A 25,243-nucleotide genomic window follows, 5' to 3' on the forward strand; every position below is an offset into this window, starting at 1 on the left:
TCATGACCAGAAATATGATCGTTGGGCTGACGGTGAGCTTTATGGCCGTCGGGTTCATCACCGTTGCCATCGCTGCGACACCAAGCCCAGTTTTTAAGTCCGAATCGGTCAAAATCCCGGTGCCTGGCGCCTATTTCGAGGGCACCGACGCCGCTGTGCTCAATCAAAACTGCGCATATTGCCACTCAGCCGGTTTTGTTGATCGCCAACCCCCACTGCCCGCTGCCACCTGGATGCTGGAAGTCACCAAAATGAAGGGCGCTTTCGGCGCACCTTACGCCAAGGCTGAGATACCAAAAATTGTCGCAGCGTTGATTGCGCGGCAAAAAGCCGCCCAATAGCTAGGCAACCTATCCACTATCCGGTGCGGCGGCGCGCTGAACCGCTCGTCACCGGATAATGGAGGACACTGCAAATCTCCAACTCAATCGCCCGCCCCTGAACCAGACTCGCAGGAATGAGCGCTCGGCCCGTCGTCCACCTGCCTTCCGGTTCGGTTGCGTGCCAACCCTGCGTCAACAAAGGATGGTCGATCGGGATCGTTTCGCCATTTGCGATGATACGAGCGATTTTCACCCCCAGCCGGCGCCTGTCACGTGGATCAGGCGTGCTGTAACCAGGGATCACGCTGCGGCTAAGCACCCAAATTCCACCACTGGCACAAGAATTAAGGCGCAAACACGGATCAGAGGAAGCAGCGCCACCCACTCTCGCGAGGATATTGCGCCGCACGGCCTCAACCGCCGGGCCGGACTCCGCCAGCTTCGCACAAGACCCAATTTCACGGTATGTTTGACCATCGAGGCACGGTGAATCAAAATCAGGGTGGAGTGTGACGACGCTCGCGCCATTGGCGAATGCGGCACGGTTGCCGGTATCAAGATAGCTTTCCACCGGCAAACCTTCCGCATACATGACAGCGTGACGCGCCAGTTCGACATGATAATATGTCACAGAGCGAGGATTAACCGTCTTGATCGATGTTTGATTAAGCAGCGCTTTGGCCGGAATAAGACAATTTTCTAAGTAAATCGCATGATCGGGTGAAACCACCAAATCACGTTGCGGCACCCCATCCGCAATTGCACCCGCAGCGATCCGCACAGGACGAACAGCATCGGGCCGTGGATGACGATCAATCTGCACGTGACGATGCCCAAGCCAAACTATCGGGGCGGAACCACCGCCATGCAGAACTACCCGATCACCAATGTCTAAATCTTCAACATGAACTGGCCCGTTCACGGTCAAAATTCGCGTTCCCGCCGCAAAACATGGCGCACCAAGCGAAATGTCGGTTGCCGTCGCCCCCAAGGCGGTCAGGCTGAAAGCCTCGCTGTTAAAGCTCGAAGGATTAGCAAAGGTCAGGGTGATCGATCCAACCGCTTCATTGAGCGTCAAGACGCCTGACGCAAAATTCTCACCCGTGATCGCACTGCTTGGGATATTGGTCAGCTCAATTGTGTCGCCAAGCGTGAAAGCAGAAATTGTTCCACTAAATCCACTCGCATCCCCCAAAGCCAGCACATCGCCGGTTTGGGCAAATAAAACCGATTGACCCGATGCAACGGCACCATCAAGTGTCAAGGACGAGCGATCAATCTGAATTGCGCCTTGCCCCATGATTGAACCTGAAATCGTAAGAAAATCATTTGAGTTTTCAACGATCGTGCCATTATTGCTTACCACCAATACAGCCGAACGCGCCGTTAGATTTTCGATTCCTGCCATATTCCATGTTGCGCCAGATTCAATAACGATTGAGGAAAATCCGCTAAAACCTGACCCAAAGCTCGTTAAGGTTCCCACCGACGCCGCTGAAGCCAAATCAAGAAAGCCCATGCCGTTGGCGACATCGACCGCTCCATTGAACACCGCACCTGGATCAAATATGAGTTCACCAAAGTTACTTGAACTGGTCCCAACAAAATCTACTGCAACACCCTGCGTGCCGGTGATCGTGCCGAAATTTTGAACTATGGCGCCGGTTGAAAGACTGCTGGCAGAAATCAAAATACCAACGCCACCAACAATATTTGCATGATTGGTGATCGACGCATCTGGAAACCCAACGAGCACCCCATCAGTCGCCCCGGTGATCAGACCGGCACCATAATTCGCCACGGTGCCGCCAGATTGCAAATCGATGCCGAATTGGCCGCCGTTAATCTTGCCATTATTAAACAACGTTACGCCGAGAAACGAACTATTTGATGCAAAAACGCCCGATGCACCACCATAGATTGTGCCTGCTGGCTGGTTGGTCATCGAATCAACGAATGATATGGCGATACCGGCGCCAGAGGGGCCAGCCGTAATCAATCCTTGATTTGAAAGCGACGCACTTGTCCCCAGCCCCACGCCTGCCGGGTCAATACCTGTGATGGTCCCTAAATTATTCAAATATCCAGAACCATTTGAAAGATATACGCCACCATAGCCTGATATGTGAGCGCCAACGGCGTTGGTAATGGTTCCACCGCCGGTTGCAGCGACCCCGAATGCAATATGAGAACCGCTTGTATTGGAAAAACTCGTTCCGGTTGCGTCAATAGAACCATTATTGATCAGATCACCAGACTGAATAAAGACAATTCCAGCATGATTTCCAATAATTGTGCCATTATTATGCGCATTTCCCGCATAAAGAAAATACACGCCAGCACCGGTCGTCGCCGTAATCACTCCCGCATTATCGAGTGAATTATTGTTAGACCCCAAATTTCCCTGGAATTCGATTCCACGCGCACCGCTGATGACAGCCGTCGTTGTATTGGTGATACTCCCAGCTTGTATCAAATCAATCGCAAAGGGATTAAAAACTGTGCCATTAATAGTAAATTTAGGCCCCGTAGCCTCGATTAATCCGTCATTCATAATCGCGAGAGCCCCCTGCGCGATCACACCATCCCTTGCGCCACTCAGCGTCCCCTGATTGAGAAAATAACCCCCATTTTGCAAATAGACCCCATAACCTGCACTCGCCGTGATCGCACCAGTGCTTGCATTTGTGACCTGACCCGGCCCGCGTTCAACCACGATACCCGCATGCGTGGCATTTATAACCCCCGCATTGACCACGGAACCCGGATCCGCAAGGTAAATGCCGACACCCGCATTGAGAAAGCCCGCCGAGGCCCCGGAGGTCGCGTTCGCCGTTCCATTGGCGTTAATCAAGCCATGATTGCCAACATATCCAACAAAACTAACATAGCCTGACCCGGACGTACCCGTATAATGGTCTAACACAATGCCGTTTTCGGCCACGATCGTGCCACTATTGGTCGCCGTTCCCCCGAGCTTAAAATAAAGTCCCGCATAATTTGATTGCGAACCCGACCCTGTAACCGTGATCTGACCCACATTATTAGCCGTGCCACCAGCACCGAACGCAGCACCACCAAGGATCAACCCGGCGTTGGTCAGCGCACCACCCGCACCGAGCTGCACAGCTTGATGGTGTGTCGAGCTGATTGTGCCGAGCGACGAATTTGAGAGAGTAGCAAACCCATTGATTTGTAATCCGCCCTGAATACCCTCAATCACGCCACTATTCGACAAATTGGCAGCACCTTTCAAATAAGCGCCAATTCCAATCGATCCGTTAATAACGCCACGATTATTCAGATAATCTGCTGTGGCCGTACCCAGCATCGCAACACCACTGGCGCCCGCAATGGTGCCTGCATTGGTAAGCGAGCCATTTCCGCCCAAAAACACGCCTAGATCATAGGGATTATTTGTATTCGCTCCATGAGACTCAATTATACCACTATTATTGATTGTAAAAATTGTGCCGGCAGCGCCAAATAATGCCGCTTCAATCGTCTCCTGCACGCTGGTCCCGGAACCTTGATTAATTGGATAGATGCCAACGGAGCCATACGCATTAATTGTACCCACGATACTGGCAAACGGCGTGAGCGCGCTGAGTGTCTGGACCGATGTTTGATATCCCGTAATCGTCTCGGACATGGTTCAACCTCTAGAGATCAGGTTAATAGCCAACTCTGAGCCAAAAAGACCGGATACACGCGCATGCGCATCGATCAGGACAATGAGCGGAAGATACAAACACCAATCGATAACAATGCCCGCGATCACGCATAACAGAGTCGTGATATAATTTATTCGGACGACATTGTCTATAATTTTATAATGGTGCCGATGCGATCACATGGCATCGGCACAGGCGAAACTCTGGTCCGCTCGCGTGCTGTCACACGCCCTCGCGTGCGTCGTCCTGCCAAACGCGAATCGCCGGTTTCCCCGCTGTCGCCGCTGCCAAACGGGCGCGCTCCAAGCCAGCGCGAGCCCGGATCAGCACATTGCTGGGGTCATCGCCCGATTGCGGCCAGCGCGTGGCAATGCCGACCGCCACCTGGCGTCCCGTTTCCGCCAACAGCATTTGCAGCTTAGCTGCAATACGATCAGCGCGTTCAGCACCAATCAAATGATCAATGCCGTCGCACCAGGCGGCAATGCGCGTCGGCGCCACGCGACCCAGCAAATCAGTCGGCCGCAACATGTCGCGCAAACATTCAACAGAGGCCCGCACCACAGCCGCATTCGCCTCAACTTTGCCGAGACCATCACTGCGCACCCAACCGAATGCGAGCATGGTCCCCGCCCGATCTTCAACATCTAGCCGATCCAACCGCCGTTCAATTTGATCGATAAAGGGGCGCAACCGCCATAATCCGGTCTCCTCATCCAGCGGGCTAGCGGCAATCGGCTCGATGACTCTTTCAATCCGATCAGCAAATCCGACCATATCAATGACCAAAGCCGTCAAAAGCTGACGATCCGCTGGCGCGAATCGGCGATCACCAGCGCTGCGCCATGCTTGCAGTTCGATTGCAATCCCTGATTGCATCCGCGAGGCCGCACGAATTGTCTCGGCTCGGCCCGCACCATCAACGCCAAGCCCACTCGGATAATCTGCCAACACCACATCGCCAGCGCGGCCCGGCTCATGGCGAACCAGTGCAACACCAGCATCGCCAAGATCAGCTGCAATCAACGCACAGCAGGCCGACGCAGCGGTTCGTGCATCAGGCAGACCAGAGAGACTCAAGATCAGCCGATGCAGCGATTCGAGCCTCAGTTGAAAATCCGGGACATTGTTCATCCTTTGGATCCCAACTGCCTATATTGGTGCAAACTCATTAGATCGATCCTTTAGTGGCGTTGCTCACCCTAAGCTGACCGAAAAAAGTGAATAGATCGTTAGCGTGCAATTGACAGTTTGGCGCCGCGTCACCATGGTCCGGCACAACCTTATTTCACGGATTGAACCATGAACGACATCGACTTGCGTGCCGCCATCGAAACCGCGTGGGACCGACGCGACAGCCCTGATTTACGCGCCGAGCCTGCGCATCGCATGGCGATCGAGGCGGCCCTGTCGGGCCTTGATTCGGGGCGCCTGCGCATCGCTGAACCTGGACCTGGACCTGATGGATGGATCGTCCATGACTGGCTCAAAAGGGCCGTATTATTGTCGTTCCGGATTGCCGATAATGCGCCATTACCCGGCGCAGGCGGAGCGCCTGTGTTTGATAAAGTCGCAATGAAATTTAGCGATTGGGACAGGACGCGCTTTGCCAGTGCGGCGATTCGCGTTGTGCCAGGAGCCGTCGTTCGCCATTCCGCCTTTATCGAGCCAGGTGCGGTATTGATGCCCTGTTTCATCAATGTTGGAGCACGCGTGGGTGCCGGCACAATGGTCGACACATGGTCAACGATCGGGTCATGTGCGCAGGTTGGCGCCCATTGCCATATTAGTGGTGGCGTTGGCATCGCCGGTGTTTTGGAACCGTTGCAAGCGGCCCCTGTGATAATCGAGGATCATTGCTTTATTGGCGCCCGCTCGGAAGTGGCGGAAGGCGTGATTATCGAACGCGGCGCGGTGCTGGCGATGGGGGTATTCATCGGGGCATCGACCAAAATCATCGATCGCGAGACCGGTGAAATTTTCTATGGTCGGGTGCCGGCCTACTCGGTGGTGGTGCCGGGAAGCTTGCCGGGCAAACCTCTGCCGGACGGGTCACCGGGGCCAGCTCTCGCATGCGCCGTCATTGTCAAACGCGTTGATGAGCGCACGCGGGCCAAAACCGCGATCAATGATTTACTGCGGGCCTAATGAACCCAGATCCGCTACCGCTGGCGCAGGCCTTGCTGCGTTGCCCCTCCGTCACGCCTGATGACGCGGGCGCGCAGGAGGTGCTGGCAGCTGCCTTATTGCCTCTCGGATTTTCAATCGAGCATCGCCGCGACGGGGTGGTGCATAATCTCATCGCGACCTTAAACGGGGATGGCCCCCATCTTGGCTTCGCCGGCCATACCGATGTTGTGCCGGCGGGCGAAGGTTGGGGGCAGGATCCGTTCGCGGGCATCATTGCAGACGGCATGCTGCACGGTCGCGGTGCCGTTGATATGAAAGGGGCGATTGCCGCCTTTGTGGCGGCTCTGACCCAACATCGCAATGCCGGGCGACGATTGGGGCGGCTAACCCTGTTGGTCACCGGGGATGAGGAGGGTGAGGCGGTTGATGGCACGGTGCGGATTCTTGAAAGCCTCGCCGAGCGCCTGGCGATGCCAGATGCGTGCCTCGTTGGCGAGCCAACATCGGTGGCCCGACTGGGCGATACCATCAAAATCGGGCGACGGGGCAGTATTTCCGCTGAGATTACCGTGCGCGGCATCCAAGGGCATGTGGCTTATCCGCACCGCGCTGATAACCCGCTGCATCGGTTATTACCCGCTCTCGAAGCCTTACGCGGCACCGCGCTAGACCAAGGAACGGCATACTTCGAACCGTCGAGCTTACAAATCACCAGTGTTGATGTGGGCAATCCGGCGGGGAATGTCATCCCCGGTGAGGCACGCGCCCGGCTGAATATTCGCTTCAATGATCTGCATTCCGGCGCGGCGCTGCACGCTTGGATACGCACCACAGTCACTGAATACGCGCCAGAGGCGCAAATTGCGATTAAGGTGAGTGGTGAAGCGTTTCGCACCGAGGCGGGTCCGCTGACCGACACGCTCACCAAGGCCATTGGCACGGTCACCGGGCTGGTGCCCCGATTAGACACTGGCGGCGGCACATCCGATGCGCGCTTTATCAGCCGCTACTGTCCGGTTGCGGAGTTTGGATTGGTCGGCACCCGAATGCATCGCAATGATGAAGCCGTGCCGGTGCAGGAATTGCGAGAACTCAGCACGATTTACGCGGCGCTACTCGCCGATTGGTTTCGCGCCTGAGCGCCGCTCCCGCTGACTCTCAGGCTGTTGCGCGCTGATCAATCGGGTTCTGCATCGTCGGTCGAACGGAGTAACAGCGCACGCTGGTAGGCGCGATTGCGGGGCACGCCGAGGCGTTCGGCGACGCTGCTCGCCGCGTCGCGAACCCGCTGGGTGCGCAGGGCGGCCCGTAACGCCTCATCCAGATTTTGTTCGGAGGGCACCGTTGGTCCGGCGGGGGGCGCGATAATCAAGGTGACCTCCCCACGCGGCGCCAGCTCGGTATAAAATTGCGCGAGGGCAGCCAGCGAGTCGCGGCGAACTTCTTCGAACCGTTTGGTCAATTCGCGCGCAACCGCTGCAGGGCGATCACCCAGAATTTCAGCGGCGTCCTGCAGGCAGCCGGCGAGCCGGTGCGGGGCTTCATAAAAAATTAATGTCGCTGACAGACCCGCCGTTTCGGCCGCCACAATCTCGGCGAAGGCGCTGCGGCGCTGGCCGGAGCGGGGTGGTAAAAACCCGTGAAACAGAAAGGGCTGGGGCGGCAAACCAGACAAAGCAAGGGCCATCAACGCCGCGTTCGGGCCTGGAATTGCGCTGATCGGCAGGCCAGCCGCCAGGGCGGCCCGCACCAAGCGATAGCCAGGATCGGCGATGAGTGGCGCGCCTGCGTCACTGACCAGGGCGTAATGCTCGCCGCGCTGCATGGCGGCGATCAGCCCGGCGCTACGCTGCTCTTCGTTGTGATCATGCAGGGCGATCAATCGGCGGCGCAGACCGTGCGCTGCGAGCAAAGTCATGGTATGACGCGTGTCTTCGCATAAAATAGCATCGGCGTCCTGCAGGGCGGCGAGCGCGCGGGGGGATAAATCGCCGAGATTACCAATCGGCGTTGAAACGAGAACCAGTGCGGGGCGACGTGCCTCGGACTCATTGATACGGATTGTAGGAGGTTCAGCTGTCACGTCGATCCATGATACGGTTGAGTGTGTGTTTTGCATCCTGCCTGGGCCTCGCCGCCTGTGGCACGCAAGCACCCTATTACGCGCCTGGCGCGATGAGCGCCAATGGCACCCCCATGGCAAGTTCGATGGCCGGCCCGACGCAGACCGGGCAGCGCGGGGGCGGCGTTGCGTTGTTATTACCGCTGTCGGGTCCGCTGGCCTCAATTGGGCAATCGATGGAACAGGCGGCGAAGCTGGCTTTTGCGGAACCGGGCGCACCTAAATTGGATGTGCGCGACACCGGGGGCACACCGACCGGTGCGGCGCAGGCCGCGCAGGCGGCCATTGCGGCGGGCGATGGCCTGATACTGGGGCCACTCACCAAGGACGAAACCGCCGCCGTTGCGCCGATTGCGCAGAAGGCGGATGTGAATATGCTGGCCTTCACCAATGATGAGACGCTGGACGCGCCCGGTCTTTGGACTTTGGGGATTTCGCCGGGGCAGCAGGTGCGGCGGGTGATCAGCTTTGCGGCTCAGCATGGCCGCACGCGAACTGCCGCGATTTTGCCGGAGACGGCGTTCGGGCAGATCATGGCGACGGCCTTGCGTGACGAGACGCAGCATTTGGGTGAACCTTCGCCGCAAATTGGGTTTTATCAGAATGGTAATTTTTCCAGCCTGACGGCGACAGTGCGATCCGTCTCCGATTTCGATGGTCGCGGTGCGGGGTTGGAGGCGCGGATCCGCACGGCACGCGATCAGGATAACCAAGCGGGGCGGCTGCTGGCCGCCAAATTATCGCGCGAGCCGATTCCACCGCCGCCGTTTGATACCTTGCTGCTTGCCGCCACGGGCGAACAACTCGCTGAGATGGGCACGTTATTGCCGTATTTTGATGTCGGCGCGCCGGCGGTGCAGCTCGCCGGGCCGATGCTGTGGGCGCAGGATGCGACATCGATGGCGACGCATGATGGATTGCGCGGGGCGATTTATGCGGCACCGGACCCGGCCCTGCGGGCGGCCTTTGTGCAGAAATTTGAAGCCGCTAACGGGGGCAGCGCGCCGCCGGCGCTGGATGATGTGGCCTTCGATGGGGCGGCGATTGCGGTGTTGGCGGCCCATGAGGGTGGGTTCACCACCCGCGTATTGACCAACCCAACCGGGTTTTTGGGCACGGATGGTGTGCTGGTGTTGCTGGATAATGGTCATGTGCGGCGGGGGCTGGCGGTGTTCAAAGTGACGCCCGGCGGGCCGACAATTGTGTCGCCCGCGCCGTTGCGCCTGACCACGCCGACCGGCTGAGACGGCCCTCATCGCCATGCCATCGCGCCCGGTCGTTACGATTACCGTCTGGTTGGGGGCGATTCCCGCGCTCGCCATTGTGGCTTTGCTGGTCTCGGGCATGCTGCATCCGCGCCTTGGCATTATCGGGCTGGTCGGCACCGCCTTGTGGTCGGGCGGGGCGGGGTTGATTCTGGCGCGCGATCTGGCCGCGTTTCGGCGATCGATTGAAGATGCTTCGCTCGATCAATTGCATTTTGTCACGCCAGGGCTGAGCATTTTGGCCCTGAACGCCATTCGTGCCATCACCGTGGAACGCGACAAGCTCAACCGGCTGGTGCCAGCGGCGGCGGCGAACCAGGCGTTGCTCGATCGGCTGCCGGATGCGTTGTTCCGGCTGGACCATGAGGGCGGGGCGCGGCGCGTGGTATGGCAAAACCCCTCCGCCGAACGGGCCTTTGGCGCCGATGCCCAGGCGTTGCTGCGCCACCCTGGAATTCGGGCGGCGATTATTGACGCGGAGATGGCGGAGCAGCCGGTGCGCGTATCGATCAATTTGGCGGCGCCGGTGCCGCGCGATTTGGATGCGGTGCTGATCCGGGCGGCGGACGGACGAAGCGCGCCGCTGTTTTTGTTGCTCAGTGATCGCACCCGGGAACGCGGTTTGGACCGGATGCGCCAGGATTTCGTGGCCAATGCGAGCCATGAGCTGCGCACCCCCTTGACCAGCTTGATTGGCTTTATCGAGACGCTGCGCGGGCCGGCGGCGGGGGATGCTGAGGCTAGTCAGCAATTTTTGGGGATCATGGCCGAGCAGGCGGAGCGGATGCAGCGCATTATTGCGGATTTGCTCAGCCTGTCGCGGATTGAAATGATGGAACATCAGCCGCCTGAGCAGCTTGTGTCGATTGTGCAGGTATTGCAGGAGGTGGCGGGCTTTATGGCTCCCTTGCTCGACCAGCAAGAAACTAGGCTGGAGCTGAGCTTGCTCGATGGGCTGCCCGATTTGCGCGCCGATGCCGGGCAATTGACCCAGGTTTTCACCAATCTGCTGGATAACGCCATCAAATATGGCAAGCGCGGTGGGACGGTGACGATACAGACCACACTGACGCCGACCGAACAATTGCCGTTGCCGGGCATTTTGATCGATGTGATCGATGACGGACCGGGAATTGCCCGCGACCATATTCCACGGCTCACTGAGCGGTTTTATCGGGTGGATAAAGGGCGTAGCCGCACGGTGGGCGGGACCGGGCTTGGGCTTGCCATTGTAAAACACGCGGTATCGCGCCACCGGGGGCGGTTTATGATTGAAAGCGTGGAACATGTTGGCACCAAATGCCGGGTTTGGCTGCCTCTTGCACCGGAGGTGGAGAAAGGGTTAACGGAGACGCAGATGAAGGTGACCCGCAAGGGTTGAAACGGGAATACAGAACGCCGTTAACGCGGCGAAGCTGTGGCTGCCCCCGCAACTGTGAATGGTAAGGCGCTCCCTGAAGGCCATTGCCGGTTTGGTTTTGAACCGGTGAGAAGGCGGGAGAGGCCGATGACCCATGAGCCAGGAGACCGGCCCTCATCGAGACCAACGGCGCGGATCTGGGCGGGGTGCACCAGATGCGAAGGGTAAAGTCCCAATGTCATCGGTCGTCCTGTGGGTGATGCGCCCTGCCATGGTTGGGCGCATGGATGCGGAGCGTATCGATGTTTTTTCTCTCGCGTAAAATGTTATCGCCTCGGGTGATGGGGTGGTCATTTGTTAGTATTACTGTATTTACAGTTATGGCACAAGCCCAAACCGTGTCCGCGCCCGCCGCGACATCATACTCGGTGCGGGTGCAGAGCGTCACGGCTTCCTATGTGCCGACGCCAGTGCGCGACACGCCAGCGGATGTGACGATTATTACGGCGGCGCAAATGGCACGGCGCGGGATTACCACTTTGACCCAGGCGCTGCAGACGGTGCCGGGATTGATGGTGGTGCCCTCGGGCGGGCCGGGTAATCAGGCTTCGGTGTTTGTGCAGGGGGCGAATTCGGAAGATGTGTTGGTGCTGCGCGATGGGGTGCCGGTGAATGACCCCTCGGTGGCGAATGGTGCTTTCAATTTCGGCAATGCCGGCATTGGCGATTTGGCGCGGATTGAAGTGGTGCGTGGGCCGATGTCGAGCCTCTATGGCTCGAGCGCGATTGGCGGGGTGATTAACTTAATCAGCAAGCGCGGCCACGGCAAAGCGCATATCGATTACACGGTGGGTGGCGGGTTTCCCGGCCAGGGCGAGGCGAGCGCCACCTTATCGGGCGCGACCGGGCGCTTTGATTATGCGTTGACGCTCTCGACCATTGAGCAGGCGGGGTTTGATGCGACCGCACGCAGACTGAGTGTTTATGCGGGGCATCGTGATCCGTTTCGGTATAAATTAGCCTCGGTCAATCTCGGCTATCGCCCGGTGGCGGGTACGCGGATTTCATTGATTGTGCGCGCACGCCAGGACGGGACGATCTATCCGGATTTGGGCTATCCGATTTTCGATGATCCGTATGAGAATAGCTATGATTCGAACCTGTTTATCCGGTTTGGGATCAAGTCGCATTTGTTCACGCGCCATTGGGTGACCTCGCTGGTGGTAGCGCATAGCCAGGATGATCGGCGCTATCTGACCTTGCTTGATCCGCTCGATCCGAACGGGTTTGCGGGGAATAGTGCCTATCGCGGCGATCGCACCACGATCCAGTTCAATAATATTGTGCATTTGCCGGATGCAGGAGCGTTCCGTGCGAGTGACGTGGTGTTTGGAATCGTGCGCAAACGCGATACCGCCTATCAGGATTTGAATGAGAGTTTCTTTGGCTCGCCTTATCTATCGACGGTGAATGCCGCGCAGACGACCACCTCCGGCCATGTGGGGGTGCAGACGGTGATTGCGCGGGATGTGTCGCTGCAAGGGGCCGTGCGCGATGACGCGGTGAGTGGCTATGGCAATGTGCTCACCGAGCGGGCAGGGGCGGTGCTGGCCGTGCCGATGTTGGCAACACGGTTTCGCGCTTCGATTGGCAGCGGGTTTCTGGCACCCTCGCTCTATGATTTATACGGGGTGGATAGTTACGGCTATCAGGGAAATCCCGCACTGCATCCTGAGCGCAGCATTGGTTATCAGGCGGGATTTACCACCGATTTGACACTAGGGGGACACGCACGGGCGGTGACGCTGGGGGCAAATTATTTTCATGATGACATCAAGGATTTGATCGAGTTTGCCTATTTGGCCAATGGCAATTCGACCGAGCAGAATATTGCCCAGGCGCAGATCCATGGGGTGGAAGCGACGCTGGATTTGCGGCCCGCCCCGTGGCTGACGGCGCATTTGAATTATACTCGCACGATTGCCCGCGATCCGGCGGCGGGGACGGAACTCTTGCGCCGGCCGGAAAATGCCGGATCGCTGGTGTTGGATGTTCGACCGCTGCCACGCCTGACGATTGAGCCGGTGGTGCGGTATGTTGGGCGGTTTTCGGATTATCTTTATGCGAATAACGGCTATCCGTCCGGCATTGGGCTGGCGAAGGCGGGCACGATTGCCGATTTGACCGTGAGTTACCGGATTAATCGGGCGATCACTTTGTTCGCCAATGGGCGCAATTTGACCAATTCACGGTTTGAGCCGGTGAATGGGTTGCAGATTCCGGGGCAGAATTTTCTGTTTGGGCTGCGCGGGCGGTTTGGGCTGTAAGCGCAGGCTATAATCGCGGGCGGCTTCTTGGTATCAGGGTGCGTGGAGATGATGCGCACCCTGACCCCGTTTCGCCTGGCTCTTGGGAGTATTGCCCTAGGGTTTGTGGTGTTTGCGATGAAATTGCTGGCTTGGCATATCAGCTTGAGCACGGCGCTCTATTCGGATGCGTTGGAGTCGCTGGTGAATGTGGCGGCGGCAATTTTGCTGGCTTATGCGTTGCGCACGGCGGCGAAGCCTGCGGATCGCGAGCATCCTTATGGCCATGCCAAGGCGGAATTATTTAGCGCCGTGGCTGAGGGTGGCATGATTATTGTGGCCGCCGTACTGATTTTTCAGCGTGTGTTCTCGGAGATTAGCCATCCGGCGTTGCCGCGCCATGCGGTGCTGGCGCTGAGTTTGAATGGGATGGGTGGTGCGCTGAATGCGCTCTATGCGCTGTTTTTGCACCAATCGGGTGCGGCGCGGCGGCATCCGGCGATTGCGGCGGATGCGGCGCATTTGGTTGCCGATGCGGTGACGACGCTGGGGGTGCTGGTGGGGTTGGGGGCGGCGATTTTGTTTAATTTGCCGATTTTCGACCCGATTATTGCGGCGTTGGTGGCGGTGCAGATTTCGGTGATTGGGGTGCGGACGGTGTTTCGCTCGATGAGCACCTTGCTCGACCGCGCCCCCTCGCCGCAGGTGACGGCGAGGGTGCAGGCTTTGCTGCGCGCGCATGGAGCCGGGGCGATTGAGGCGCATGATTTGCGGATGCGCGAGGCCGGGACGTCGCGGTTTTTGGAATTTCATTTGGTGGTGCCGGGGACGATGAGTGTTGCGGCGGCGCATGAGATTTGTGATCGGATTGAGGCGGCGCTGAAGCTGGAAATGCCGGGCGTCGTGATTACTATTCATGTCGAGCCAGATGGTAAGGCGAAGCGCGAAGGGGTGTTGCTCAGGTGAGCGGACCGAAACAGGAGCTTATATGGTAAAATTGGATCGGATTGCGACGCGCGGCGGCGATGGCGGGGAAACATCGCTTGCCAATGGGGCGCGGGTGCGCAAGGATCACGCGCGGATTCAGGTCTTTGGCGCGTTGGATGAGGCCAATAGCGCGATTGGGTTGCTGCGGGCGGCTTGCGCGGATCACGCGGCGATTAGCGATGTGCTGGGGCGGGTGCAGAATCATTTATTTGATTTGGGGGCTGATTTAGCGACGCCGGGCGAACGGCGCAGCGGACCCCAGATTGATGAACGGTACGCGGCGTATTTAGATGAAAATCTCGTAATATACAACCATCGATTGCAACCATTAATGAGCTTTGTCTTGCCTGGTGGGACTGAGGCGGCGTGTCGGGCGCATTTGGCGCGAACGTCGGTGCGGCGGGCGGAGCGCGAGTTGGTGGCGTTGAGCGCGCTGGAGCCGATTTCGCCCTTGCTGATCCCGTATTTGAACCGATTATCCGATCTGCTGTTCGTGCTGGCCCGCGTGCTCAATCATGACGGGCGCGACGATGTGCTCTGGGTGCCCGCCGCTTAATTTTCATTTTGCTCTCGTAACAATTAGCGCGCAATTATGCGCCTAACGCTCGAAGTTGATTTTTGCGCGGGCGGGGGGTGCGTAGATGTGGCCGGGCAGCGTGGGGCGTGGCGGAGCGGGAGGGTATTTTGCCAGCATGTAGTCGTAAAATGTTGGCTCTGGTTTTTTGCTCCGCCGCGCTGGTTTGCGCGCTGGTTTGCGCGCCGGTTTTTGCTCCGGTTTGCGGGGCTTGCGCGGTAATTTGAGGTAAGCGGGGAGCGGGATCGCCAGCATGTGGCACATGGGGCGCAGCACGCGACCGATGCGGGGATTTGCGGCGTGGAGGAGCGACAATTCGGGGTCTTCGAGGAAGCGGATCAGGTGACCGCGGACGTAGGGGATGTGGTGGCCAGGGAATGTTTGCAGCAGCCAGCCCTTTTGCGCCGGCAGTTTGCTTTTTTTCGCGCCAGTTGGAGGGGTTGGTGCTGGTGCTTCTGCTGATTCGGGCGCGGTTTGAACTTTGGGCTGGGGTTTCCGTTCGCGGATGGGTCGGGGATTGCAGGCGAGGGCGCGAAAACGGAGCGAAAGAGCGGAAATACGGTGCCAGACGGCCCACTTGAGCGAAAGATTAAAGCGGGCGTAGTCGGGGGCGCCGAGGGTTTTGCGGAGCATGTGCGCGATCGCGGTGAAGCGGTCGGCGAGACTCTGTGCGAGGGGGTTAGTGACCTGCTCCATTTCGCTAACATGGCATAGGAGCAGGGGGGTGCGAAAGGGGAAAATTAGAGAGTGGTTTTGTGCCCTCCCCTCCCCGCTCGGCTTCGCTGTCGCGGGGTGGGGCGGAGCGAAAAATTAGAAGGGGATGTCGTCATCCATATCGGCGTGGCTGGTGCGGCTGGCGTCCCAACTGCCGCCGGCTTGGCTGCGGGCGGGGGCTGGGGTGGGTTCGGCGTAGCTGCTGGAACCGTAGCTGCTGGCGCTGGCACCGGCGTTGGCACCTGTGGGGCGATCGAGGAGCACGAGTTCAGCGCCGATGCGCCCGAGCATGATTTCGGTGGTGTATTTTTCTTGACCGGATTGATCGGTCCATTTGCGGGTTTGCAATTTGCCTTCGAGATAGATTTTTGAGCCTTTTTTCAGGTATTTTTCAGCGACATCGGCCAGGCGGTCATTCATGATGACGATGCGGTGCCATTCGGTGCGCTCTTGGCGTTCGCCGCTGGTTTTATCGTTCCAGCTTTCTGAGGTGGCGAGGGCGAGATTGACGATTTTCATGCCGGCTTGGGTGTTGCGAATCTCGGGGTCTTTGCCGAGATTGCCCACCAAGATTACTTTATTGACGCTGCCAGCCATGAATTCCCCCTAAGGTTGTGCGATCGAGGAGCGAAGAATAGCCTATTATGGCCCCCCTTTCCAGCGCCCCGGTTTGACGCCATATCCGATGCTTCACCAATTAGGCGATGATCATGGCGGGGACCGGCTATATTGTGGTGCGCGGCGCGCGCGAACATAATTTGCAAAATATCGACGTGCGGATTCCGCGCGATCAGTTGACGGTGATTACCGGCCTGTCTGGCTCGGGGAAATCATCGCTGGCGTTTGATACGATTTATGCCGAGGGGCAGCGGCGCTATGTGGAGAGCCTGTCGGCCTATGCGCGGCAATTTTTGGAATTGATGGGCAAGCCGGATGTCGACTCGATTGAGGGGTTGTCACCGGCCATCTCGATTGAGCAGAAGACCACCTCGAAAAATCCGCGCTCGACAGTGGGCACGGTGACGGAAATTCATGATTATATGCGCTTGCTGTGGGCGCGGGCGGGGGTACCGTATTCGCCGGCGACGGGGCTGCCGATTGAGGCGCAGACGGTGAGCCAGATGGTGGACCGGGTGATGGCGATACCGGAGGGCACGCGGCTGTTGTTGCTGGCGCCGGTGGTGCGCGACCGTAAGGGGGAATATCGCAAGGAACTGGCCGAATTGCAGCGGCGCGGTTTTACCCGGGTGAAAATTGACGGCAAGTTATTTGAAATTGGCGCGGTGCCGGCGCTGAACAAAAAGATCAAGCACGAGATTGAGGCGGTGGTGGACCGGGTGGTGGTGCGGGCGGGCACTGAGCAGCGGCTGGCGGATTCGTTTGAGACGGCGCTCGGATTGTCCGATGGGATTGTTTATGCGGAGAACGCGGATCATGCCGAGGAGCGGACGGTGTTTTCGGCGCGATTTGCCTGCCCGGTTTCGGGATTTAGCATTGAGGAGATTGAGCCGCGCTTGTTCAGTTTCAACTCGCCGCACGGGGCGTGCCCGGTTTGCGATGGGTTAGGGACCGAGACGGTGTTTGATCCGGCGTTGATTGTGCCGGATGACACCAAATCGCTCGCCGAAGGGGCGGTGGCGCCCTGGGCCAATGCGCAATCGCCGTATTATGACCAGACGCTGGCGGCGATTGCCAAACATTTCAAGGTCAAAACGTCAACGCCGTGGGAAGCGTTGCCCGATGCGGTGCGCCAGGCGATTTTATATGGCGCGGGGCTGGCGGAGATTGAATTTTCTTACAAGGATGGTGTGCGCGCTTATGCGGTGAAGAAGCCATTCGAGGGGGTGGTTGCGAATTTGGCGCGCCGGTTGCGCGAGACTGATAGTGTGTGGGTGCGCGAGGAATTATCGCGCTATCAGGCCGATCAGCCTTGCCAGCGTTGCCAGGGGGCGCGGCTGCGGCCTGAGGCGTTGGCGGTGAAAATTGCCGGATCGAGCATTGCGGATGCGTCGTTCCTCTCGATCCGCGCAGCGCGGGATTGGTTTGCCACGGTGGATGACACGCTGACGCCGCAGCGCCGGGATATTGCCCGGCGGATTTTGCGCGAGATTAATGAGCGGTTGCAGTTTTTGGTGGATGTGGGCTTGGATTATCTGACGCTGGCGCGTGGCTCGGCGACGCTCTCCGGCGGGGAGAGCCAGCGCATTCGCTTGGCGAGCCAGATTGGGTCGGGGCTGACCGGGGTGTTGTATGTGCTGGATGAGCCATCGATCGGGCTGCATCAGCGTGATAACGAGCGGTTATTAGGGACGCTGCGCCGGTTGCGCGATTTGGGCAATACGGTGCTGGTGGTTGAACATGATGAGGATGCGATTCGCAGCGCGGATCATGTGATTGATATGGGGCCGCTGGCCGGGGTGCATGGCGGGCAGGTGATTGCCGAGGGGACGCCGGATCAGGTGGCGGCGAACCCGCAATCGCTGACCGGGGATTTTCTCTCGGGCCGCCGGGTGGTGCCGATCCCAGCACGGCGGCGCGCGGTGGACCCGGCCCGGATGCTGACGCTGGTTGGCGCGCGGGGCAATAATTTGAAGGCGGTGACTGCGGGGTTTCCGCTGGGGGTGTTTACCGCGATCACCGGCGTGTCGGGCGGTGGGAAATCGACCTTGGTGATTGACACGCTGTATAAGGCGGTGTCGCGCCGGTTGATGGGATCGGGGCAGGTGCCGGCACCCTATGATCGGATCGAGGGGTTGGAGCAGCTTGATAAGATTATCGAGATTGATCAATCGCCGATTGGGCGCACGCCGCGTTCGAACCCGGCGACCTATACGGATTTGTTTGCCCCGATCCGCGATTGGTTTGCCGAACTGCCGGAAAGCCGGGCGCGCGGTTATAAATCCGGGCGGTTTTCGTTCAATGTGAAGGGCGGGCGGTGCGAGGCGTGCCAGGGCGACGGGCTGATTAAGATTGAGATGCATTTTCTGCCCGACGTGTTTGTGACCTGCGATACGTGCAAGGGACGGCGCTATAATCGGGAGACGTTGGAGATCAAGTTTCGCGATCAGTCGATTGCGGATGTGCTGGATATGAATGTCGAGACGGCGATGGGGTATTTTTCGGCCCAGCCGCGCATTCGCGACCGGCTGCGGTTATTGATGGAGGTGGGGCTGGGCTATATCAAGCTGGGGCAATCGGCGACGACTTTATCGGGCGGCGAGGCGCAGCGGATTAAGCTCGCGAAGGAATTGGCGCGGCGGGCGACGGGGCGGACCTTATATATTTTGGACGAGCCGACGACCGGGCTGCATTTCGAAGATGTTCGGAAATTGCTAGAAGTTTTGCATGCGCTGGTGGATGCTGGCAATAGTGTGATTGTGATTGAGCATAATCTGGAAGTGATCAAGACCGCTGATTGGGTGATTGATTTGGGGCCTGAGGGCGGCGATGGGGGCGGCGAGATTGTGGCGGAGGGAACGCCTGAGCAGGTGGCGGGGGCTGCGCGTTCGCATACCGCGCGGTTTTTGGCGCCGTTGCTGAGCGTGCGCATCAGTGAGCGGGTTGCTGTTCGCAAACGGCGCAAAGCAGGGTAACCCGTGCGGCGCTGATAACCTTAAGGAGCGAAACTATGTTGAAATTGGAGCAGGCCGAGCAGATCATTGCGGCGGCGCGGGCGAAGGGGCGGGCGTTGAAGCTGGCGCCGTTGACCGTGGTGGTGCTGGATGCCGGTGGGCATGTGGTGGCGAGTGCGCGGGAAGATCATTCCGGGATTGCGCGGATTGAGATTGCGACCGGGAAGGCTTGGGGCGCGCTGGGCGTTGGTGCGGGTTCGCGGGCGTTGTTTGATCGGTGGAATGCCGGGGGGCAAGGGTTTTTGACCGGGTTTGCTGCTGCGACGCAGGGGCGGATGGTGCCGGTGCCGGGCGGGGTGTTGGTGTTGGGCGCGGATGGGGTGATGGGTGCGGTTGGAATTTCTGGTGATAATTCCGACAATGATGAGATTTGCGCCATTGCCGGGATTGAGGCGGCGGGGTTGAGCGCGAAGCCGGGCGCGTAAATTTTAGAGGGTTGCGAGAAAATTCTCGATCAAACGCCGCGCGATGGAGTCGCGCGGCGGGAGATTGAATCCGAGCGCGTGGCGATTGGCGATGTCGGCCGGGGTGAACCAGCGGGCGGCGCGCATTTCATGGGTATCGAGGGTGATTTTATCGGTGAGGGCTTCGGCGCGGAAACCGAGCATCAGCGAGGCGGGGAACGGCCAGGGTTGGCTGGCCTCGTAGCTGACATGGCCGACATGGACGCCGACTTCTTCGAAAACCTCGCGCCGGACGGTTGCCTCTAAGCTTTCGCCCGGCTCGACGAAGCCGGCGAGGGTGGAGAAGAAATTGCGATCGACCGGGAATTTGTGGGATTGGCCAAGCAGCAGGCGGTCTTCGCGATAGACCAGCATGATCACGGCGGGGTCGGTGCGGGGGAAATGTTCGGTGGCGCAGGCGGTGCAGCGCATCACGTGGCCGGCGCGTTCGGGCGTGCAGGCGCCGCCGCAGACGCCGCAAAATTGATGGCGCGATTGCCACCAGAGCAGGCCACGGGCGGTGGCGAGCAAGCCGGCTTCGGGGGCGGGCAGGCCGCCCGCGATGGCGCGAAGCTCAGCGAAATGCCCGTGCGGGTGGGCCAAGGCGGCAAGCGGGTCGGGATGTGGCGACAGATCGGCGGCGAACACGGGCTGGTCATGCCAGAGGCCTAGAAAAACGAACGGCGCGGACAGGGAAGGTGCGGCATTGAGCACGGCGCGGGCGGCGCTGGCATCGCCCTCGATCAGGAATTGGCCGCGCCAATAGGCGATCCAATAGGTGGTTGGGTTCGCGCGGGCGGCGGCGATCCAATCAGGGTCTTCGCGATGGTGACCGGCGCGATCAAGCTCGGCATTGGTGTAGAGGAGCGGGCGGGTCGGCTGGGTATCGCGCATGGGGTTTACTGACATTGTGCGCGGCCCGGCGCAAGCGCGGGGTGTGGTTAGATGCGTAGTTAGAGGCCTGCGCGACCGAACATGCGTTCCAGCGCGTCACGGCTCAGGCGCAGCACGGTGGGGCGGCCATGCGGGCAGGTTTGGGCGCGCGGGGTGGCCTCCATGGCGCGCAGCAGGGCGGACATTTCTTCGATCGTGAGGCGGCGGCCGGCGCGAATCGAGCGGTGGCAGGCCATGCGGATCAAGACCGCATCGAGCCTTGCGGTGAGGGCGACGGCGCTGCCGTGCTCGGCTAGGCTATCGGCGATGTCACGGACCAGGGCGGCGGGATCGGCGCGGTCGAGGGCGGCGGGGATGGCGCGGACCAGCACGGCGCCGGGGCCGAAGCTTTCGAGTTCGAGGCCGAGTTCAGCAAGGTCAGCGGCGGCGGTGAGCAGCAGATCGATGTCCGGGGCGGGAAGATCGACCGGCACCGGGGCGAGCAGGGCGTGGCGGGTGATGCCTGTTTGATCGCGCTCGCCGCGCAGCCGTTCTTCGGTGAGGCGTTCATGGGCGGCGTGCTGATCGACCAGGATCAGCGTGTCATCCGCGGCGAGGGCGAGGATGTAGGTATCGAAAATTTGGGCGATGGGCGCGCCCAGCGGGTAGCTATTGGTATCGGGGGCTGCGCTGATCGGCCGCAGGGCGGGGGCGGGTAGGTCAAACCCGGTGGCGATTTCGCGTTCGGCGAAGCCGCGTTGCAGCGCCATGGATGGTTGGGCGGGGGGATAATAGCGCAGCGACGGGGCGGCTTGGCGGGTGGCGGGGCTGGCGAGGCCCGCACGGATGGTGCGGATCAGCGCGCTACGCACGGCATCGGCGGCGGCGAAGCGCAGTTCGGATTTGGCGGGATGCACGTTCACATCGAGCTGGTCGTGCGGCAGGCTGAGCCAGAGGGCGGTGATCGGGAAGCGGCCTGGGGGGATCACTTCGCGATAGGCGAGGCGCACCGCCATGCGCAGCATAGGATCGCGCACTGGGCGGCCATTGACGGTGAGGTGGTTATGGCGGGCGGCGGCGCGGGTCAGGCTGGCGGGGCTGATGAAGCCGGTGATGGCGAGCGGGGCATCGCCGGTATCGATGGGGATCAGTTGGGCGGCATCATCATGGCCGATCAGGGCGGCGAGGCGCGCACGGCGATCTTGGGGCGGCAGGTCGAACTGGGTTTTGCCATCGATGCGCAGGGCGAAGCCGATTGCGGGGGCGGCGAGGGCCAGATCGCGCACGATGTCGCTGCAGGCGGCGGTTTCAGCGCCGGTGGAGCGGAGGAATTTGCGGCGGGCGGGGGTGGCGAAGAACAGGTCGGTGACATCAGCGCAGGTGCCGATGGGGGCGGCGACGCGGGTGATGGGGCTGATCACGCCGCCTTCGACGGTGATCCGGGCGGCGCTGTCTTGGCCGGTGGGGCGTGAGGTGAGGGTGAGGCGGGCGGCGGCGCCGATGGAGGGCAGGGCTTCGCCGCGAAAGCCGAGCGTGGTGATGTGGATCAGCGTATCATCGTTCAGTTTCGAGGTGGCGTGACGCTCAATGGCGAGGGCGAGTTGTGCTGCGGCGATGCCGGACCCATTATCAATGACGGTGATCCGGGCGATGCCGCCGCCTTCGATGGCGATTTCGATGCGGGTGGCGCCCGCATCCAGCGCGTTTTCGACCAATTCTTTGACCGCTGCTGCCGGGCGCTCGATCACCTCGCCGGCGGCGATGCGGTTGATGGTCTCTTGCGTGAGGCGGGTAATGATTGTCATTACTGTCAATATTCTTTCGCGGCGCCGACGGGGCGGGAGAGAAATAGGGAGTGAGCGAGACCATGCAGGTTTGTCAACAATTGGGGCTGCTGACCGGTGCGGCGAGCGGGATTGGCGCAGCGACGGCGCGGTTGCTGGCGGTGCAGGGGGCAGATTTGGCGCTGGTGGATCGCGATGCGGCGGGGCTGGCTGCGTTGGCGGATGAGCTGCGGCTGTTTGGGGTTAAGGTTTCGACCCATGAGGTGGATTTGGCGGATGGGGCGGCGATCCCTGCCCTGCCCGATGCCGTGAAGGCGGCGCATGGGCGGGCGGCGAACCTGTTGATTAATAATGCGGGTGTGGCGTTGGTCGGGCGGTTCGATCAGACCGAGGCGGAGGCGTTTGACTGGCTGATGCGGATTAATTTCGAGGCCGGGGTGCGGCTGACGCGGGCGATGCTGGCGGATTTATTGGCGGCACCGCAGGCGCGGATTGTGTTTATCTCGTCGGTGTTTGGGATTATCGCGCCGGCGGGACAGACGGCTTATTGCGCATCGAAATTCGCGATCCGGGGCTTTGCCGAGTCGTTACGCCATGAATTATCCGACACCAAGGTAGGGGTGACGGTGGTGCATCCGGGTGGGATTCGCACCAATATTGCGCGGCGGGCGCGGGTGACCGCCGGGGTGGACCCGATTGCGGCGCAAACCGGGATTAAGGCGTTCGAGGTGGCGCTGGTGACGCCGCCGGAGGTCGCGGCGCGGCGGATTGTGGAGGCGATTTTGCGGGATCGTCCGCGTTTGTTGATTGGGCCGGATGCGCAGGCGATTGATGTGATCCAGCGCGTGCTGCCGGTGCGCTATTGGTCGTTGATTAACCGTCGGCTTGGCAAGATGGCCAATCTGGTGAAAACTCCGGCTGCAACCCGATAAAGGAACCGTTATGGCCAGTATCCAGGCGCATTTGATCAATCCACTGATGCGGTTGCAGGTGAAGCGCAAGCTGGTGAAGGCCGGCACGGCGCAGGATATTCGCAAGGCTTTTGGCGCGAAATTGCCGGTGCCGCGCGGGGTGCGGTTTACCGAGGCGGTGATTGGCGGTGTGCCCGGTGAGTGGGCCGAGCCGGCGGATGGGGCGATGCCGGCGATGACGCTGCTTTATTTGCATGGTGGCGCGTATATAGCCTGTTCGCCGCGCACCCATCGACCGATTACCGGGGGGTATGCGAAGCGGGGGGTGCGGGTGTTTGCTGCCGATTATCGGCTGGCGCCGGAGCACCCGTTTCCGGCGGCGGTGGAGGATGGGTTGGCTTCGTATCGCGGGTTGCTGGCGCAGGGCGTGGCGCCGGAGCGGCTCGCGATTGGGGGCGATTCGGCGGGCGGCGGCCTAGCGATGGCGGTGCTGCTGAAGGCGAAAGCGGAGGGCGTGGCGTTGCCCGCGCGGGTGGTGCTGTTTTCGCCTTGGGTGGATTTGCTGGGCAGCGGAGCGAGTGCGGTGGAGAATAAGGACCGCGACCCGATGCTCGATGGCAGCAAAATTGGCGATGGGGCGGCGATGTATTTGGCGGGGGCGGATGCCCATGATCCGTTGGCGTCGCCGTTATGGGGGGATTTGGCGGGCTTGCCGCCGATCTTGACCCATGTGGGCGAGCGCGAAGTGTTGCGCGATGACAGCACGCGGTTGGATGCGAAAATCCGCGCGGCGGGGGGCGTGAGTTTATTGCGAATTTGGCCGGTGGTTGCGCATGTCTGGCCGTTGCTGCAGGGGGTTTTGCCGGAGGCGCGGCACACGCTGGATGAGAGTGCGGCGTTTATCCGGGCTGCTGGCGTGGCACCCGCGCCTGAATGAGGTGAATGGTGAGGTAGGTCAGCGCGCAGGAGGGTGCGATCATCCCGGCCAGGGCAATGCCCGCCCAACCGTGATCGAGCAGAAGCTGACTACCGAGTGCTGAGCCTGCGGCACCGCCCACGAAAAAAGCGGCCATGTAAGCGCCGTTGAGGCGCGCGCGCAGCGTGGGGGCGAGCGAATAGATGGCGCGTTGGCCAAGCACGTTATTCGCTTGCACGCCGATATCGAGCAGGATGCCCGCAGCGGCGAGCAGGATGAGGTTTTGCAGGGCAACGGCGAGGGCCGAGAGCGCGAAGGCGATGATGATCGAACCCAGGGACGCGGCAGTGCCGATTTGACTATGGCCGCGATCCGCGAGGCGACCAGCGATGGGCGCTGAGGCGGCCCCTGCCGCGCCGACCAGGGCGAACAGCGCGATGCCGAGCTGATTGAGATGAAAATCATGCGCGAGCAGCAAGGGAACCGCAGTCCAGAACAGGCTGAATGTGCCGAAAGCGGCGCATTGATAGAGCGCGCGGCGGCGCAAGACCGGCTCGGTCGCGTAGAGGCGCAGCATCGAGCCGATCAAGGCGGGATAGGGCATGGTGCCGGTGGGTTGGATTCGCGGCAGGAAGCGCAGCAGCAAGAGCAGCAGGGCCGCCATTAAGGCGGCGGCGATGGCAAAGACGGCGCGCCAGCCGGCGATATAGGCGATGACGCTGGCGGCGGGGCGGGCGAGCAGGATGCCAAGGAGGAGACCGGCCATGACATTGCCGACGACTTCACCCCGCCGCGCCGGCGTGGCGAGGCTGGCGGCCATGGGGACCAGGATTTGCACGGCGCATGAGGCGATGCCGACCAGGATGGCGGCGACGAGGAACCAGACCGCATTTTGTGCCAGTGCGGTGAGGGCCAACGCGGCGGTGACGGCGATGAGCAAGCCGAGAACGAGCCGACGATTTTCCAATCGGTCCCCGAGCGGGATGATGAACAGCAGGCCGAGCACGTAGCCAAGCTGGGTGACGGTGACCAGCAGCCCGGCCAAGCGCGGTTCCATATGCAGGCCCCGCGCAATCGGGCCGAGCAGGGGCTGGGCGTAATAGAGTGTGCCGACCATCGCCCCGGTTGCGACGGCGAATAGCAGGGTCAGCGCGGCGGAGAGGCCGGAGCCTGGGTGAGCGATGTTGCGGTGCGGCATTTGCCCGATATGACTCGGCTGGCCGCAAGAT

The 25,243-nt window shown here is 60.5% G+C and carries 20 protein-coding genes and 1 riboswitch; of the genes, 12 read left to right on the plus strand and 8 right to left on the minus strand.

Going from position 1 to position 25,243, the window contains the following annotated elements; genetic code table 11:
* Positions 1 to 2: 2 nt before the first annotated feature.
* Positions 3 to 341 (plus strand): sulfite--cytochrome C oxidoreductase subunit B, encoded by a 339-nt coding sequence (locus ACYUCQ_RS11710; protein ID WP_460254712.1) that lies wholly within the window; start codon positions 3 to 5, stop codon positions 339 to 341.
* 16 nt (positions 342 to 357) lie between these two features.
* On the opposite strand, the gene ACYUCQ_RS11715 is transcribed toward ACYUCQ_RS11710, so the two are convergent.
* Positions 358 to 3,975 carry a Hint domain-containing protein gene (locus ACYUCQ_RS11715; RefSeq protein WP_460254713.1) on the minus strand — a complete coding sequence of 1,206 codons (3,618 nt, stop codon included), beginning with the start codon at positions 3,973 to 3,975 and terminating at the stop codon, positions 358 to 360.
* A 244-nt stretch (positions 3,976 to 4,219) separates the two neighbouring features.
* Positions 4,220 to 5,131 carry a diguanylate cyclase domain-containing protein gene (locus ACYUCQ_RS11720; protein ID WP_460254714.1) on the minus strand — a complete coding sequence of 304 codons (912 nt, stop codon included), beginning with the start codon at positions 5,129 to 5,131 and terminating at the stop codon, positions 4,220 to 4,222.
* A 168-nt stretch (positions 5,132 to 5,299) separates the two neighbouring features.
* Between ACYUCQ_RS11720 and ACYUCQ_RS11725 the strand changes: the two genes are divergently transcribed.
* Both ACYUCQ_RS11725 and dapE read left to right on the plus strand, forming a co-directional pair.
* Entirely contained in the window at positions 5,300 to 6,145 is an 846-nt protein-coding gene (locus ACYUCQ_RS11725; protein WP_460254715.1) for a 2,3,4,5-tetrahydropyridine-2,6-dicarboxylate N-succinyltransferase, read from the plus strand.
* The gene (dapE, locus tag ACYUCQ_RS11730) at positions 6,145 to 7,266 is read left to right on the plus strand and encodes a succinyl-diaminopimelate desuccinylase (RefSeq protein ID WP_460254716.1); all 1,122 of its coding nucleotides are present in this window, start codon (positions 6,145 to 6,147) and stop codon (positions 7,264 to 7,266) included. Before ACYUCQ_RS11725 ends, dapE begins: the two co-directional genes overlap by 1 nt.
* A gap of 38 nt (positions 7,267 to 7,304) precedes the next feature.
* Here dapE and rsmI read toward each other — a convergent pair whose 3' ends face one another.
* Positions 7,305 to 8,210: a 16S rRNA (cytidine(1402)-2'-O)-methyltransferase gene (gene rsmI / locus ACYUCQ_RS11735; protein ID WP_460254717.1), complete on the minus strand. Its 906-nt coding sequence runs from the start codon at positions 8,208 to 8,210 to the stop codon at positions 7,305 to 7,307.
* Between the two features lie 8 nt (positions 8,211 to 8,218).
* Here rsmI and ACYUCQ_RS11740 point away from each other — a divergent pair, with 8 nt between their 5' ends.
* The 5 genes from ACYUCQ_RS11740 to ACYUCQ_RS11760 all read left to right on the plus strand — a co-directional run bounded on the left by ACYUCQ_RS11740 (position 8,219) and on the right by ACYUCQ_RS11760 (position 14,723).
* The gene (locus ACYUCQ_RS11740) at positions 8,219 to 9,493 is read left to right on the plus strand and encodes a penicillin-binding protein activator (protein ID WP_460254718.1); all 1,275 of its coding nucleotides are present in this window, start codon (positions 8,219 to 8,221) and stop codon (positions 9,491 to 9,493) included.
* A gap of 16 nt (positions 9,494 to 9,509) precedes the next feature.
* Positions 9,510 to 10,895, plus strand: a complete 1,386-nt coding sequence (locus ACYUCQ_RS11745; RefSeq protein WP_460254719.1) for an ATP-binding protein — start codon at positions 9,510 to 9,512, stop codon at positions 10,893 to 10,895.
* A riboswitch (cobalamin riboswitch) is annotated at positions 10,859 to 11,064 on the plus strand. It overlaps the preceding gene by 37 nt.
* Before the next feature lie 190 nt (positions 11,065 to 11,254).
* Entirely contained in the window at positions 11,255 to 13,201 is a 1,947-nt protein-coding gene (locus ACYUCQ_RS11750) for a TonB-dependent receptor plug domain-containing protein (RefSeq protein ID WP_460254720.1), read from the plus strand.
* A gap of 48 nt (positions 13,202 to 13,249) precedes the next feature.
* On the plus strand, positions 13,250 to 14,146 hold the full coding sequence (locus ACYUCQ_RS11755) for a cation diffusion facilitator family transporter (RefSeq protein WP_460254721.1): 897 nt from the start codon (positions 13,250 to 13,252) through the stop codon (positions 14,144 to 14,146).
* 22 nt (positions 14,147 to 14,168) lie between these two features.
* The gene (locus ACYUCQ_RS11760; RefSeq protein WP_460254722.1) at positions 14,169 to 14,723 is read left to right on the plus strand and encodes a cob(I)yrinic acid a,c-diamide adenosyltransferase; all 555 of its coding nucleotides are present in this window, start codon (positions 14,169 to 14,171) and stop codon (positions 14,721 to 14,723) included.
* Between the two features lie 42 nt (positions 14,724 to 14,765).
* Here the strand turns inward: ACYUCQ_RS11760 and ACYUCQ_RS11765 are convergent, their stop codons facing one another.
* Both ACYUCQ_RS11765 and ssb read right to left on the minus strand, forming a co-directional pair.
* Positions 14,766 to 15,437 carry a hypothetical protein gene (locus ACYUCQ_RS11765; protein WP_460254723.1) on the minus strand — a complete coding sequence of 224 codons (672 nt, stop codon included), beginning with the start codon at positions 15,435 to 15,437 and terminating at the stop codon, positions 14,766 to 14,768.
* 114 nt (positions 15,438 to 15,551) lie between these two features.
* Complete coding sequence (ssb, locus tag ACYUCQ_RS11770) at positions 15,552 to 16,052, minus strand: single-stranded DNA-binding protein (RefSeq protein ID WP_460254724.1); 501 nt, start codon at positions 16,050 to 16,052, stop codon at positions 15,552 to 15,554.
* Positions 16,053 to 16,165: 113 nt separating this feature from the next.
* Here ssb and uvrA point away from each other — a divergent pair, with 113 nt between their 5' ends.
* Together uvrA and ACYUCQ_RS11780 are read left to right on the plus strand one after the other, a co-directional pair.
* Positions 16,166 to 19,048: an excinuclease ABC subunit UvrA gene (uvrA, locus tag ACYUCQ_RS11775; RefSeq protein ID WP_460254725.1), complete on the plus strand. Its 2,883-nt coding sequence runs from the start codon at positions 16,166 to 16,168 to the stop codon at positions 19,046 to 19,048.
* Positions 19,049 to 19,083: 35 nt separating this feature from the next.
* Complete coding sequence (locus ACYUCQ_RS11780; protein ID WP_460254726.1) at positions 19,084 to 19,512, plus strand: GlcG/HbpS family heme-binding protein; 429 nt, start codon at positions 19,084 to 19,086, stop codon at positions 19,510 to 19,512.
* Between the two features lie 3 nt (positions 19,513 to 19,515).
* On the opposite strand, the gene nudC is transcribed toward ACYUCQ_RS11780, so the two are convergent.
* A complete protein-coding gene (nudC, locus tag ACYUCQ_RS11785) occupies positions 19,516 to 20,424 on the minus strand; it encodes an NAD(+) diphosphatase (RefSeq protein WP_460254727.1) in 909 nt (302 codons plus the stop codon).
* A 59-nt stretch (positions 20,425 to 20,483) separates the two neighbouring features.
* The gene (gene mutL / locus ACYUCQ_RS11790; RefSeq protein WP_460254728.1) at positions 20,484 to 22,208 is read right to left on the minus strand and encodes a DNA mismatch repair endonuclease MutL; all 1,725 of its coding nucleotides are present in this window, start codon (positions 22,206 to 22,208) and stop codon (positions 20,484 to 20,486) included.
* Between the two features lie 62 nt (positions 22,209 to 22,270).
* On the opposite strand from mutL, the gene ACYUCQ_RS11795 reads away from it, so the two are divergent.
* Together ACYUCQ_RS11795 and ACYUCQ_RS11800 are read left to right on the plus strand one after the other, a co-directional pair.
* Positions 22,271 to 23,119 carry an SDR family NAD(P)-dependent oxidoreductase gene (locus tag ACYUCQ_RS11795; RefSeq protein WP_460254729.1) on the plus strand — a complete coding sequence of 283 codons (849 nt, stop codon included), beginning with the start codon at positions 22,271 to 22,273 and terminating at the stop codon, positions 23,117 to 23,119.
* Between the two features lie 10 nt (positions 23,120 to 23,129).
* Positions 23,130 to 24,035, plus strand: a complete 906-nt coding sequence (locus tag ACYUCQ_RS11800; protein ID WP_460254730.1) for an alpha/beta hydrolase — start codon at positions 23,130 to 23,132, stop codon at positions 24,033 to 24,035.
* Here ACYUCQ_RS11800 and ACYUCQ_RS11805 read toward each other — a convergent pair.
* Positions 23,998 to 25,212 (minus strand): MFS transporter, encoded by a 1,215-nt coding sequence (locus ACYUCQ_RS11805; protein WP_460254731.1) that lies wholly within the window; start codon positions 25,210 to 25,212, stop codon positions 23,998 to 24,000. The genes ACYUCQ_RS11800 and ACYUCQ_RS11805 overlap by 38 nt on opposite strands.
* Positions 25,213 to 25,243 lie beyond the last annotated feature (31 nt).

The organism is Acidiphilium sp. MT5 (assembly GCF_054767495.1).

What these genes read in the sequence shown, in the direction of transcription:
- ACYUCQ_RS11800 (WP_460254730.1), top strand. Translation starts at nt 23,130, where the DNA reads ATGGCCAGTATCCAGGCGCATTTGATCAATCCACTGATGCGGTTGCAG.
- uvrA (WP_460254725.1), top strand. Translation starts at nt 16,166, where the DNA reads ATGGCGGGGACCGGCTATATTGTGGTGCGCGGCGCGCGCGAACATAAT.
- mutL (WP_460254728.1), bottom strand. Translation starts at nt 22,208, where the DNA reads ATGACAATCATTACCCGCCTCACGCAAGAGACCATCAACCGCATCGCC.
- ssb (WP_460254724.1), bottom strand. Translation starts at nt 16,052, where the DNA reads ATGGCTGGCAGCGTCAATAAAGTAATCTTGGTGGGCAATCTCGGCAAA.
- ACYUCQ_RS11740 (WP_460254718.1), top strand. Translation starts at nt 8,219, where the DNA reads ATGATACGGTTGAGTGTGTGTTTTGCATCCTGCCTGGGCCTCGCCGCC.
- ACYUCQ_RS11710 (WP_460254712.1), top strand. Translation starts at nt 3, where the DNA reads ATGACCAGAAATATGATCGTTGGGCTGACGGTGAGCTTTATGGCCGTC.
- nudC (WP_460254727.1), bottom strand. Translation starts at nt 20,424, where the DNA reads ATGCGCGATACCCAGCCGACCCGCCCGCTCCTCTACACCAATGCCGAG.
- ACYUCQ_RS11750 (WP_460254720.1), top strand. Translation starts at nt 11,255, where the DNA reads ATGGCACAAGCCCAAACCGTGTCCGCGCCCGCCGCGACATCATACTCG.
- dapE (WP_460254716.1), top strand. Translation starts at nt 6,145, where the DNA reads ATGAACCCAGATCCGCTACCGCTGGCGCAGGCCTTGCTGCGTTGCCCC.
- ACYUCQ_RS11755 (WP_460254721.1), top strand. Translation starts at nt 13,250, where the DNA reads ATGATGCGCACCCTGACCCCGTTTCGCCTGGCTCTTGGGAGTATTGCC.
- ACYUCQ_RS11805 (WP_460254731.1), bottom strand. Translation starts at nt 25,212, where the DNA reads ATGCCGCACCGCAACATCGCTCACCCAGGCTCCGGCCTCTCCGCCGCG.
- ACYUCQ_RS11760 (WP_460254722.1), top strand. Translation starts at nt 14,169, where the DNA reads ATGGTAAAATTGGATCGGATTGCGACGCGCGGCGGCGATGGCGGGGAA.
- ACYUCQ_RS11745 (WP_460254719.1), top strand. Translation starts at nt 9,510, where the DNA reads ATGCCATCGCGCCCGGTCGTTACGATTACCGTCTGGTTGGGGGCGATT.
- ACYUCQ_RS11720 (WP_460254714.1), bottom strand. Translation starts at nt 5,131, where the DNA reads ATGAACAATGTCCCGGATTTTCAACTGAGGCTCGAATCGCTGCATCGG.
- ACYUCQ_RS11795 (WP_460254729.1), top strand. Translation starts at nt 22,271, where the DNA reads ATGCAGGTTTGTCAACAATTGGGGCTGCTGACCGGTGCGGCGAGCGGG.
- ACYUCQ_RS11725 (WP_460254715.1), top strand. Translation starts at nt 5,300, where the DNA reads ATGAACGACATCGACTTGCGTGCCGCCATCGAAACCGCGTGGGACCGA.
- ACYUCQ_RS11715 (WP_460254713.1), bottom strand. Translation starts at nt 3,975, where the DNA reads ATGTCCGAGACGATTACGGGATATCAAACATCGGTCCAGACACTCAGC.
- ACYUCQ_RS11765 (WP_460254723.1), bottom strand. Translation starts at nt 15,437, where the DNA reads ATGGAGCAGGTCACTAACCCCCTCGCACAGAGTCTCGCCGACCGCTTC.
- ACYUCQ_RS11780 (WP_460254726.1), top strand. Translation starts at nt 19,084, where the DNA reads ATGTTGAAATTGGAGCAGGCCGAGCAGATCATTGCGGCGGCGCGGGCG.